Source organism: Pseudomonas palleroniana, assembly GCF_003031675.1.
GTDB classification, from domain to species: Bacteria; Pseudomonadota; Gammaproteobacteria; order Pseudomonadales; family Pseudomonadaceae; genus Aquipseudomonas; species Aquipseudomonas palleroniana.
This window is the reverse complement of sequence record NZ_PYWX01000065.1, coordinates 37,361-48,611: the sequence shown is the minus strand read 5'-3', so window position 1 is coordinate 48,611 and position 11,251 is coordinate 37,361. Positions and strand designations below refer to the sequence as shown.

The following is an 11,251-nucleotide window of genomic DNA, read 5'->3' as shown; positions in this document are numbered from 1 at the left end:
TCCCACGCTCTGCGTGGGAATGCCGCCTGGGACGCTCCGCGTCCCGTCGGTTAGTACGAGGTTCGAATCACGCGCAATGGTGACGCGGAGCGTCACGGGATGCGTTCCCACGCGGAGCGTGGGAACGCGCTCAACGACTCAAAACACCGACCACCCAATCCGCTCACTCAACAACTCCAGCGCCTTCATCCCCGCCAGCGAATTCCCCGCTGCATTCAACTCCGGCGACCATACGCACACCGTAAACTGCCCCGGCACGACGGCGACGATCCCGCCACCCACCCCGCTCTTGCCCGGCAAACCCACGCGATAAGCAAAGTTACCCGCCTCGTCATACAGCCCGCTGGTGGCCATGATCGAGTTGACCTGCTTGGTCTGGCGTGCGGTCAGGATCTGCTCGCCGCTGTGGGCACTAGTACCTTCGTTAGCCAGGAAGCTGAATGCCTTGGCCAAATCCAGGCAGCTCATCTGCAGCGCGCAATAGTTGAAGTAACTGTGCAGCACGGCGTCCACGTCGTTGTGGAAGTTGCCGAAGGATTTCATCAGGTAGGCCATGGCCGCGTTGCGGGCGCCGTGTTGGGCTTCGGAGTCGGCGACGATGCTGTTGACCAGGATCTGCGGGTTGCCCGACAGGCGTCGTACAAAGTCCCGCATCGACAGAATCGGCACGGCAAACCGCGATTGGTTGATGTCGCAGATCACCAGCGCACCCGCGTTGATGAAGGGGTTGCGTGGGCGGCCGCGTTCGAATTCCAGCTGTACCAGCGAGTTGAACGGTTGCCCGGAAGGCTCATGGCCCAGGCGTTCCCAGATGGTTTCACCACCGTGATCGATGGCTTGGACCAGGCTGAAGACCTTGGAAATGCTCTGTACCGAGAACAGGGTGTGGGCATCACCAGCGCAGTAGGCCGAGCCGTCGTTGCCGTATACCGCAATGCCGAGTTGGTTGGCGGGCACGTCGGCCAACGCGGGGATGTAGTCGGCGACTTTGCCGAGGCCGATCAGTGGGCGTACTTCGTCGAGAATCGACTCCAGCAGCGCCTGCATGTCTTGTCCTGTCATCTTTCTTGGAATCGGTGATAAGCGGGGCGCGGAGAATACCTGAAATGCCTGTGGCAAGGGAGCTACCCCCACGCCACAGGCCAGCCGGCACGCCCTCAAAAATGCGCCACATCCGACACCTCTTCATCCAGCACATCCCGCGCCAGCGCCCAGGCCCGGTCCCTGGATTCCACCACCAGCAACGGGTAACCCCAAGCCTTGCCGAATGTCACGGTAAACGGCTTGAGCGCCAGGCGCTTGGCCGCACTGGGTTCCACCTGGATCATGCCTCTGACGAACGCCTGCAGCGCCGGCTTGTTCTTCTTCATCCAGAGGGACGCGTGCTTGCGCTCTTCGTGGGAGTGCTCATAGTTGTTCTCGTCCACGGCTTTTTCGTGCAGCAGCAGGAACGGCTGCTGGCGGGCGAGCAGGCCTTCGAACACCAGGAAGGCATCCTCCGGCCCGCCATCGTTGGGGGCATCGAAAACGATTTTGACGATGGGGAATGTTGAACTGTCGAGTCGCATGGCATTGCTCCTTAAAACTCACCTTAATGAGAGTGACTCTCATCATAGAGCGCCAGGCACTGGACGGCATTGCACAGAATAGCCAAACTATTTCGCAATTCAGCCAATGTGCCAAGCCCACCATGAGACACCACCGCCTTGATATGCACGACCCTTCGATGTCCAGGGACGCCGACATTTTCCCTCGCGCCGTGGTGGGGGTGGGCGCCAGCAGCACCTCGGCCACCTGGGAACATCAGCAGCATGCCCACCGCAAAGGCCAGTTGATGTACACCTTGCGCGGGGTCATCCACTGCGAGATCGAAGCCGGTATCTGGATCGTGCCGCCGCAGTGCGCCCTGTGGATTCCCGGCGGCACCTTCCATGCGGCACGCGGGTCGGGTGAAGCGCAGATCTATTGCCTGTTGATCGACCCCGACGCCGCCCATGCCTTGCCTGAACAGTGCTGCACCCTGGCGGTGTCGCGGCTGTTGCACGAGCTGATCAGCAAGGCGGTGAGCTTCCCGCCGCTGTACGACGTCGACGGTGCCCAGGGGCGCCTGATCAATACATTGCTCGACGAACTGGCCGAAGCACCCATCGAAGACCTGCACCTGCCCATGCCCCAAGACGTTAGGCTGCGCCGCCTGGCCGACAGCCTGCTGGCGGATCCCGCTGACAAATCCAGCCTCGGCCAATGGGCCATCCGCATCGGCATGAGCGAGCGCAGCATGACGCGGTTGTTGCTGGAGGAACTGGGTTTGAGTTTTGGTCGCTGGCGCCGCCAGTTGCACGTGATCCTGTCCCTGCAACGCCTGGCCAAGGGCGACAGCGTGCAAACGGTGGCGCTGGACCTGGGTTATGAAAACGCCAGTGGCTTTATCACCATGTTCCGCAAGGCCGTGGGCCAACCGCCGGCGCGTTACCTGGCCGACCGCATGGGGGCCGGCGGCAATGTCGAGCAGCCGAGCATTGCGCTGGCGGATGCGCCTGCCTGACACCGATAAAATGCAAATTACTGATAAACACAATAAAGAGTAATTCTACTCTTTAATAATTAGGTTAGAACCAATCGGCATTTTACAAGGCGCGCTCCCCGCCCTACTTTTGACCCGGATAACCGACCCCTTGCCCGGTGGAGGTGTTGAACCCCAACCCAACAAGGAGTGACCATGAGCATCGAATTCATCGGCTATATCGGCGGCCATCACGCCTCCGAAATCCACCCGCGCAGCGGCCCGGTGCTGCAACCCGAGTATGTCGAAACCGTGGCCCGCGCCCACGAGGAGGCGAGTTTCGACCGCGCCCTGGTGGCCTTCCATTCCAACAGCCCGGACAGCACGCTGATTGCCTCCCATGCCGCCAGCGTCACTCGAAAGCTGCAGTTCCTCATCGCCCATCGCCCGGGCTTTGCCCAACCCACACTGGCCGCTCGCCAGTTCGCCACCCTGGATGTATTCAACGGCGGACGCACCGCCGTGCATATCATCACCGGCGGCGACGACCGCGAACTGCGTGCCGACGGCAGCCATATCGGCAAGGACGAGCGCTACGCGCGCACCGACGAATACCTGAGTGTGGTGCGCCAGGAATGGACGAGCGAAACACCCTTCGATTTCGCCGGCACCTACTATCAGGTCGAAGGCGCACACTCCTCGGTGAAGTCGCCGCAGCAGCCGCATATTCCGTTGTACTTTGGCGGCTCCTCTGCGGCGGCGATCGCGGTGGCGGGCAAACATGCCGACGTGTATGCGCTCTGGGGTGAAACCTACGAGCAGGTGCGCGAAACCGTGGCCCAGGTGCGTGCGGAAGCGGCCAGGCACGGGCGTACGATTCGCTTCAGTCTGTCGCTGCGGCCGATCCTCGCCGAAACCGAAGAGGCCGCCTGGGCACGTGCCGAAAGCATCTTGCAGCAGGCCACGGCACTGGCCGAGCAGACTGGCTTTGTGCGCCGCGACCCCCCGAATGAAGGCTCCCGTCGGTTGCTGGCGGCAGCGGCACAAGGGGCACGACTGGACAAGCGCTTGTGGACCGGGATCGCCGGCTTGCTGGGTGCGCAGGGCAACTCGACAGCGTTGGTGGGCACGCCTGAACAGGTCGCCGAAGCCTTGCTGGATTACTACGATCTGGGCATCACCACGTTCCTGATCCGTGGGTTTGATCCGCTCAATGATGCGATTGACTACGGCAAGCGCTTGATCCCCCTCACCCGTCAGTTGGTCGCACAACGAACGCAGCAAGTCGCCTAAGACATAAAGCCCGGAGGGGCTTGCTCCCGATGGTGGTGTATCAGTCAGCCAATGTATGACTGATACACCACCATCGGGAGCAAGCCCCCTCCCACATTTTGTTATCACTTAGCTTAAAGATCAGTTCTTGTAGTCGGTATCGCTGCGTTCCAACTGCCGGATCAACGCATTCCAATGCCGCGCCACGCCCGGGCCTTCACCGTTGCTGAACACCTTGGCCTGTTCCTCCACCTTGGCCACCACCTCTGCGGGCGGAAATATCAGTTCTTCATTCCCCGCCGCCTGCGCCGCGATCTGGATATTGCACGCACGCTCCAAGCTTTGCAGTTGCTGGAACGCATGCTCGACACTCACGCCAGCCGTCAGCAGCCCGTGATTACGCAAGATCATCACACTCTTGTCGCCCAGGTCCGCCACCAGCCGCTCGCGCTCGTCCAGGTCCAACGCCACGCCTTCATACCCGTGGTACGCCACGCGCCCGGAGAACGCGATGGAATGCTGGGAAATCGGCAGCAAGCCATTCTTTTGCGCCGACACCGCAATGCCGTCACGGGTGTGAGTGTGCAGCACCGCCTGCAAATCCGGCCGCGCGCCGTGGATCGCGCTATGGATCACGTAGCCGGCGTAGTTGATGCCCAGCCCCGTCGGGTCGTCGACAAGAGTGCCGTCGAGGTCGACCTTGACCAGGTTGGACGCGCTGATTTCATCGAACAGCAAACCGAAGGCATTGATCAGGAAATGCTCATCCGGCCCCGGCACGCGGGCGGAGAAATGCGTGTAGATGTGGTCGGTCCACTTGTACAGCGCCGCCAGGCGATAGGCCGCGGCCAACTTGATGCGTACCTCCCACTCTTCTGGAGTCACGCGTTGGCGAACCGTGTTGGACACGCTGGAGATAGAGGTGACGCTGCTCATGGCAAACTTCCTGGATGGCCTTAAGGACGTCCAGGCAGCCTAGGGGATGCCGAAAAATAATAAAAAGCACATTTTAATCTAAGCTAATTATTATTTTTTTTCATATCATGCCGCCGCTCGGATCTTCTGCAGCGAGGCCGCCACCCACTTGCCGAACGCATCCACCGGCCCCTGCAGGTTGCCCAGGAAGTGCGGATAGATTAGCCACAGATCCATCACCGGCTTGAAATCCTTGAGTGGCATCACCGCCAATTGCTCGCGGTGAGCGCTGCGCTCCAACAAGGGGCGCGGCACCAGGCCCAAGCCCAAGCCATCCGCCACCAGGCCCAGTTGCAGCTCGGTGCCGAAGGTTTCCAGGTTCACGCGCAACGCCAGGCCCTGGTCGGACAAGGTGCGCTGCAAACCGGCGCGAAAACCACAGCCATCAGGGTTGAGAATCCAGCCGCTCTGGTACACATCCGCCAACTTGCCCGGCTTTTTCGGCAGTTGGGCCTTGGCGCACACCACCACCAACTCCATCTTGCCGATGGACTCGCCGACGATGTTGTCAGGGAAGATCTTGCCCGCCGGAAACAACGCGGCCGCGGCATCCAGTTCGCCGCGCTCGATCTTGCCGACCAACTGGCTACCCCAGCCGGTGGCGACTTGGGCCCGCAGGTCGGGGTAGTCGCTGCGCAACTGCTTGAGCGCGTCCAGCAACACCACGTCGCCGAGGGTCTGCGGCACGCCCAGGCGCAACACGCCGGTGGGCGGTGCGTCGGTGGCCACCAGTTCGCGCAGGGCATCCATCTCGCGCAGGATCAACCGGCATTGTTCATAAACCCGGGTGCCGATCAGCGTAGGCTTGAGTGGCTTGGTGTTGCGGTCGAACAGCTCCACGCCCAGCGCCTGCTCAAAGTTCTGCACGCGGCGGGTGATGGCCGGCTGGGTCAGTTGCAACGACTCGGCGGCGTGGCTGATGGACTGGCAACGAATCACTTCGACAAAGGCATCGATATCGTCAATTTTCATTTGGGCCGCACATAGAGAAGCGTCATTAAGATGTGTGGGAAGCATAGTTGCAGGCGCGTTGCCTGGATAGCCCAGGCTGTAATCAATAACGTCTAACGCTATTCGGACCAGTTCTAAATTACCTTCAGCTATAAGCTAATCATTAATAAATAGCATATTAAGCGCAGATATTATGCTTATATAAAACCATCACCAGCGACCACAGGATGGAGTTGTCATGACCCAGGCCAAGCACCCCGAAAGACTCAGAGCCTTCATAGGCGCCCTGGCGGAATTGATCGACGGCCACCCTCGCGAAGGCGACTTGCTGCACCGGGGTGGCAAGCTTCTGGCATCCCTGGTCAGCCATGATGACTGGCTCCCTGATGACTTCGCGCAACCCGACCCCGAGCGCTATCAGCAGTTTTTGCTGCATGCCGATTCGCGCCAGCGCTTCAGCATCGTCAGCTTTGTATGGGGGCCGGGGCAAAGCACGCCGATTCATGACCATCGGGTGTGGGGGTTGATCGGTATGTTGCGCGGCGCTGAGTACTCCCAGGGGTTCGAACGCGCCGCCGATGGCAGCCTGAAGCCCGCAGGCAAGCCGATTCAATTGGTGCCAGGCCAGGTCGAGGCGGTGTCGCCCAAGGTCGGCGATATTCATCAGGTCAGCAACGCCTACCGTGACCAGGTGTCGATCAGCATTCACGTGTACGGCGCCAACATCGGTGCCGTGCGCCGCGCGGTGTACCAGCCCGACGGCAGCGAGAAACTGTTTATCTCCGGTTACTCCAACGCCTTCCTCCCGAACATCTGGGATTTGTCCAAAGAAAAGAGCCCTGCCCTATGAGCACCGTATCGACTGCAAGCTTCGCCCGGATTCGCCAGGCGCTGTTGGACCGTGAAGAAGTCGCCCTGATCGACGTGCGTGAAGAAGCGCCGTTTGCCCAAGCCCACCCGTTGTTCGCCGCGAATATCCCGTTGTCCAAACTGGAGCTGGAGGTGTATTCGCGTATTCCACGGCGCGATACCCCGGTCACCGTCTACGACAATGGCGAAGGCCTGGCCGCCCGCGCCGCCGAGCGCCTGGTTGCGCTGGGCTACACCCAGGTCAGCCTGCTCGACGGCGGCCTCGACGGTTGGCGCCGAGCCGGTGGCGAGTTGTTTATCGACGTGAACGTGCCCAGCAAAGCCTTTGGCGAACTGGTGGAAAGCGAACGCCATACGCCGTCGCTGGCCGCCGAAGACGTGCAGGCCCTGCTCGACAGCCAAGCCGATGTGGTGGTGCTCGACGCACGCCGCTTCGATGAATACCAGACCATGAGCATCCCCACCGGTATCAGCGTACCGGGTGCCGAACTGGTACTGCGCGCCCGCGAGTTGGCCCCCGATCCCGCCACCCGCATCATCGTCAACTGTGCCGGGCGCACCCGCAGCATTATCGGCACCCAGTCGCTGATCAATGCCGGCGTGGCCAACCCGGTCTCGGCGCTGCGTAATGGCACCATCGGCTGGACCCTGGCCGGGCAGAAGCTTGCCCATGGCCAGTCACGCCGCTTTGCGCCGACCAGCGAAGAGCATCGCCAGGCAGCAGCCCAGGCGGCACGCCGCGTCGCCGACAAGGCTCGCGTCGGCCGCGCCACCTTGGCAGACCTGCACCGCTGGCAGCAGCAACCCGCGCGCACCACTTACCTGTTCGATGTACGTACCCCGGAAGAATTCGAAGCCGGCCATCTACCGGGCGCACGCTCCACGCCGGGTGGCCAGTTGGTGCAGGAAACCGACCATGTCGCCAGCGTCCGCGGGGCGCGTTTGGTACTGGTGGATGACGATGGCGTGCGCGCCAATATGTCTGCATCCTGGCTCGCTCAAATGGGCTGGGAGGTGCATGTGCTGGATGATGTGCAAGCGTCCGATCTCAGCGAACAAGGTGCGTGGGTCGCCCCCGTACCTGCGCCGCCCCAGGCCGAATTGATCAGCCCTCACACCCTCGCCGACTGGTTGGACCAGGGCGATACCGTGGTACTGGATTTCACCGCCAGCGCCAACTACGTCAAACGCCACATTCCGAGGGCCTGGTGGGTGCTGCGCGCACAATTGCCCCAGGCCCTGGCCAAGGTCCCCAGTGCCCAACGCTACGTATTGACCTGTGGCAGCAGCCAATTGGCGCGCCTGGCAGTGGCTGAAGTCGAGGCCATCACCGGCAAGCAAGTGTTCCTGCTGCAAGACGGCACCGCTGGCTGGATCAATGCGCAACTGCCGCTGGAAGAAGGCGAAACCCACCTGGCCTCACCGCGTAGCGACCGCTATCGCCGACCGTATGAGGGCACCGACAACCCCAAGGAAGCCATGCAGGCGTACCTGGATTGGGAGTTCGGCCTGGTGGCGCAATTGGCGCGTGACGGTACCCATGGGTTCTATGTGATCTGAGCCCCCCTCACTGGGCTTTCGAAATCACATCCGTCATGTACTGATTCAAGTCGCGAAAGTCCTTAACGCCCCAAGCGAACGGCGCAATCTTGACGCCGTTCTCTCGCAAAGTCCTGGGAATCAGGTCGCCATTGGGTCGAAGGATGACCGACGCGACGATAACGCCCGGGTAATCACTGAGGCGCTTCTTGAAAGCGCGGGTGGTGAGATCGGGCGTGGGCGGCGTGCTTTTATTGGCCAGCGGCCCCGTTCCCTTGATATCGGCGCCATGGCACATGGCGCACCTCTGGAAATAGAGGTTCTTGCCATTGGCATTCTCCGCGCAGGCGAGTGATGTTTGCGCCAGCGCTAAAAGCCCCAGCGATGCGATGAATAGCGTGTTCAACGGCATGGATATCCTTGTTGTGCGAGTCCTTGGAAAGCTGCGGATTCTGCTTCGGGGCATCCTCGCATGCAAGGCTCACCTCCCTCCATGACACACCACGCGCGCTGAAAATAAATGCACATTAAGAATGTTTATAAGCTCAAATAATCACTTTTTTTAATAATTAACATATAACCAAAAAGAACTTCACAGCAGGTTTTTATGGGAATAACGTTAACTCCTCACCGACCCCTTCTCCAGGCGGAGGTAGCCGAACCCTTATTCTGATCTGCCTGGAGCCTGCATCCCATGGTCTTGACCCTCGTCTTCAAACGCCTGCTGCTGGGCACCGCCTTGACCCTGGGGCTGGCTGGCATCGTCGCCGCCGCCGACCTGCAACCCCTGCGTGTTGCCAACCAGAAATCCACGATCAAGGCGCTCCTGGAAGCCTCCGGCGAAACGCGCAATGTGCCCTACGCCATCCAATGGTCGGAGTTCCCGTCCGCCTCGCCTTTGGGTGAAGCGCTGAATGCCGGCGCCGTCGATGTGGGCGCGCTCGGCGATGCGCCGTATGTGTTCGCCCTGGGGGCCGGTGCGTCGCTCAAGGTGGTCAGCATCATCCACGCCGAAGGGCGTAACACCACTGCCCTGCTGGTGCCCAAAGACTCGCCGATCAAGACGGTGGCCGACCTCAAGGGCAAGAAGATCGTCACCGGGCGCGGCTCCATCGGCCATTACCTGGCGATCAAGGCCCTGGCCGGTGCTGGCCTGAGCACCCAGGATGTGCAGTTCATTTTCCTGCTGCCCAGTGAGTCCCGCCTGGTGCTGGATAACGGTACGGTCGACGCCTGGGCCACCTGGGACCCCTACACCACCGTGGTCACCTCGCAAAGCCAGGCCCGCGTGCTGGTCAGCGGCAATCGGTTGCTGAGCAATCACCTGTACTTCGCGGCGACCAGCCAGGCGATCGCCGACAAGCGTGTGCAACTGGACGACTTTGTCGCTCGCGTCGACCGCGCCTATGCCTGGGCCAACGCACACCCTGATGCATACGCCGCCGCCCAGGCCAAAATCACCGGCCTGCCGTTGGCCGTGCATGTGGAAGTGGCCAAAGACACGCACCTGAGCCCGGTCGCCATCGACGACTCGGTGATCAGTGGCCTGCAAGCCACGGCCGATACCTATCAGAAAGAGGGCCTGCTCCCCCGACGCATCGACGTATCCCAGGGGTTCGACAGGAGCTTCAACGCCACCCGTTTCCCCACTTCCCAAGCCTCGCGCTGAGCCAGGAGCCGCACATGAGCAAGCCACGTCAATTCAAGCCACGCCATTTGAAACTGGGCGCCATGGTCCATGGTGTCGGCCACGGCTGGGGCGAATGGCGCCACTCGCAGGCGCAACCCAATGCCAGTACGAATTTCGGCTTCTACCAGCAGCAGACCGCGCTGGCCGAACGTGCCAAGTTCGACTTTGTATTTATCGCCGACAGCCTGCACATTCATGCCAAATCCAGCCCGCATTACCTCAACCGTTTCGAGCCGCTGACCCTCCTCTCGGCACTGGCGGCACAGACCACCCATATCGGTTTGGTGGCGACGGTGACCGTCAGCTACACCGAGCCCTTCCAAGTGGCGCGCCAGTTTGCCTCCCTGGACCATATCAGCGGCGGCCGTGCCGGCTGGAACGTCGTCACCTCGTGGCTCAGCGGCACCGCCGACAACTTCGGCAAAGCCGAGCATCCGCCGCATGCCGTGCGCTACCGCATCGCCAAGGAACACCTCAACGTGGTCAAGGGTCTGTGGGACTCCTGGGAAGATGACGCCTTTGTCTATGACAAGCAGAGCGGCGAGTTTTTCACCCCAGGCAAGCTGCATGCGCTGAACCATAAAGGCGAGTTTTTCTCGGTCAAAGGCCCGCTGAACATCGCCCGCTCGAACCAGGGCCAGCCGGTGATTTTCCAGGCGGGCACCTCGGAAGACGGGCGTAACTTCGCCGCACAGCATGCCGATGCGATTTTTGTACATGTGGAGAGCCTCGAGGATGGCCTGGCCTATACCCAGGATCTGAAGCGGCGCGCCGAAAGCTTTGGCCGCGATGCCGACAGCCTGGCGATTCTGCCGGGCATCCGCCCGATCATCGGGCGCGATGCCGCCGAGGTGGAAAGCCGTTATCAGCAGGCTGTTGATCTGGTCAGCGTGGAAGACGCCATCGTCGCCCTCGGCCGCCCGTTCAACGACCACGATTTCAGCCAATACCCGCTGGACGCCGCCTTCCCGGAGCTCGGTGACCTGGGCTCCAACAGCCAGAAAGGCGGCTCCGACCGCATCAAGCAATGGGCCAGGGACGAGGGCCTGACCCTGCGCGAAGTGGCGCTGCGCTTCTCGCGGCCCAAGCGTGATTTCGTCGGCACCCCGGAGCAAGTTGCCGATGCGATCCAGACCTGGTTCGAGACCGGTGCCAGCGACGGTTTCATCATCAATTCGCTCCTGCCGGACGGCTTGCAATCCTTCACCGAATGGGTGGTGCCGGTGCTGCAACAGCGCGGGTTGTTCCGCACCGAGTACAGCGGCCATACGTTGCGCGACAACCTGGGCCTGCAAGTACCAACCAACCGCTACACCGAAGCCTCGTAGTGAGCGGGCTTGCCCCGCGCTGGGCGGCGTAGCCGCCCCAACAAGGACGCCGTGGTGTTTCAGGAATACCGAGGTGACCGGATTTAGGGCGGCTACGCCCCCCAGCGCGGGGCAAGCCCGCTC

At 61.6% G+C, this 11,251-nt stretch carries 11 protein-coding genes; 6 read left to right on the top strand and 5 right to left on the bottom strand.

Features of this window, described 5'->3' with window-relative positions; translation table 11 throughout:
• Positions 1 to 138: 138 nt before the first annotated feature.
• Complete coding sequence (gene glsB, locus C9383_RS22510) at positions 139 to 1,047, bottom strand: glutaminase B (protein ID WP_090371624.1); 909 nt, start codon at positions 1,045 to 1,047, stop codon at positions 139 to 141.
• Between the two features lie 110 nt (positions 1,048 to 1,157).
• Positions 1,158 to 1,568 carry a hypothetical protein gene (locus tag C9383_RS22505; RefSeq protein WP_090371626.1) on the bottom strand — a complete coding sequence of 137 codons (411 nt, stop codon included), beginning with the start codon at positions 1,566 to 1,568 and terminating at the stop codon, positions 1,158 to 1,160.
• Between the two features lie 122 nt (positions 1,569 to 1,690).
• On the opposite strand from C9383_RS22505, the gene C9383_RS22500 reads away from it, so the two are divergent.
• Both C9383_RS22500 and C9383_RS22495 read left to right on the top strand, forming a co-directional pair.
• Complete coding sequence (locus C9383_RS22500; protein ID WP_090372439.1) at positions 1,691 to 2,545, top strand: AraC family transcriptional regulator; 855 nt, start codon at positions 1,691 to 1,693, stop codon at positions 2,543 to 2,545.
• A 174-nt stretch (positions 2,546 to 2,719) separates the two neighbouring features.
• A complete protein-coding gene (locus C9383_RS22495; RefSeq protein ID WP_090371628.1) occupies positions 2,720 to 3,796 on the top strand; it encodes an LLM class flavin-dependent oxidoreductase in 1,077 nt (358 codons plus the stop codon).
• A 120-nt stretch (positions 3,797 to 3,916) separates the two neighbouring features.
• Here C9383_RS22495 and C9383_RS22490 read toward each other — a convergent pair whose 3' ends face one another.
• Both C9383_RS22490 and C9383_RS22485 read right to left on the bottom strand, forming a co-directional pair.
• Positions 3,917 to 4,711 (bottom strand): class II aldolase/adducin family protein, encoded by a 795-nt coding sequence (locus C9383_RS22490; RefSeq protein WP_090371630.1) that lies wholly within the window; start codon positions 4,709 to 4,711, stop codon positions 3,917 to 3,919.
• A gap of 105 nt (positions 4,712 to 4,816) precedes the next feature.
• A complete protein-coding gene (locus tag C9383_RS22485; protein WP_060755301.1) occupies positions 4,817 to 5,722 on the bottom strand; it encodes a LysR family transcriptional regulator in 906 nt (301 codons plus the stop codon).
• Between the two features lie 217 nt (positions 5,723 to 5,939).
• On the opposite strand from C9383_RS22485, the gene C9383_RS22480 reads away from it, so the two are divergent.
• Together C9383_RS22480 and C9383_RS22475 are read left to right on the top strand one after the other, a co-directional pair.
• Positions 5,940 to 6,551, top strand: coding sequence for a cysteine dioxygenase family protein (locus C9383_RS22480; RefSeq protein WP_060755302.1), 612 nt, complete (start codon positions 5,940 to 5,942; stop codon positions 6,549 to 6,551).
• Positions 6,548 to 8,131, top strand: a complete 1,584-nt coding sequence (locus tag C9383_RS22475) for a rhodanese-related sulfurtransferase (protein ID WP_090371632.1) — start codon at positions 6,548 to 6,550, stop codon at positions 8,129 to 8,131. Before C9383_RS22480 ends, C9383_RS22475 begins: the two co-directional genes overlap by 4 nt.
• Positions 8,132 to 8,138: 7 nt before the next feature.
• Here the strand turns inward: C9383_RS22475 and C9383_RS22470 are convergent, their stop codons facing one another.
• Positions 8,139 to 8,522 carry a c-type cytochrome gene (locus tag C9383_RS22470; RefSeq protein ID WP_060755304.1) on the bottom strand — a complete coding sequence of 128 codons (384 nt, stop codon included), beginning with the start codon at positions 8,520 to 8,522 and terminating at the stop codon, positions 8,139 to 8,141.
• 282 nt (positions 8,523 to 8,804) lie between these two features.
• Between C9383_RS22470 and C9383_RS22465 the strand changes: the two genes are divergently transcribed.
• Together C9383_RS22465 and C9383_RS22460 are read left to right on the top strand one after the other, a co-directional pair.
• Positions 8,805 to 9,779 carry an ABC transporter substrate-binding protein gene (locus tag C9383_RS22465; protein WP_090371634.1) on the top strand — a complete coding sequence of 325 codons (975 nt, stop codon included), beginning with the start codon at positions 8,805 to 8,807 and terminating at the stop codon, positions 9,777 to 9,779.
• Positions 9,780 to 9,793: 14 nt separating this feature from the next.
• Positions 9,794 to 11,128, top strand: coding sequence for an LLM class flavin-dependent oxidoreductase (locus tag C9383_RS22460; protein WP_090371636.1), 1,335 nt, complete (start codon positions 9,794 to 9,796; stop codon positions 11,126 to 11,128).
• Positions 11,129 to 11,251 lie beyond the last annotated feature (123 nt).